Annotated in this window: 2 pseudogenes; both read left to right on the forward strand. The window is 44.5% G+C overall.

Features of this window, described 5'->3' with window-relative positions:
* Window positions 1-152: pseudogene (locus J1785_RS00135) on the forward strand (DUF2931 family protein); the annotation flags it as partial.
* A pseudogene (locus tag J1785_RS00140) lies at window positions 152-389 on the forward strand (hypothetical protein); the annotation flags it as partial. The pseudogenes J1785_RS00135 and J1785_RS00140, both read left to right, overlap by 1 nt.

The raw sequence follows: 389 nt of genomic DNA on the forward strand, positions 1-389 counted from the left end.
ATTTATTACTGGCCAGCACCCAAATAACCACTGTTTCAGGCAAGGATTTAGATATGTGCGCTGGGGTAACTAACAGTGATTTCAGCTATGGGTACGATGACGACATTAAAGAATTCATAAAAGATAAAAAATATCCCTACGGCAACTGGTGATGGGTTTCAAGGAGATAAATATATGCAGGGAGAACGAGCATGAAAACAATAACAGGTCTGCTCAGGATATTTCCAGCCGGGTGACAGGTCCTATTCTTGAACATCTTCATGAAAATTTCGCCACCGCATGGTGTAAAGAGACCGGGGAAGACCTGATAAAGCACCGCAATGCCAAAGAAGTCGCTAAGAAACTTAAGCCGCGAACTGGTTTTGGCACGCCACTGATGGCCCAACTCC

The sequence above is a fragment of the Rahnella perminowiae genome (assembly GCF_019049755.1).
Taxonomy (GTDB): Bacteria; Pseudomonadota; Gammaproteobacteria; order Enterobacterales; family Enterobacteriaceae; genus Rahnella; species Rahnella perminowiae.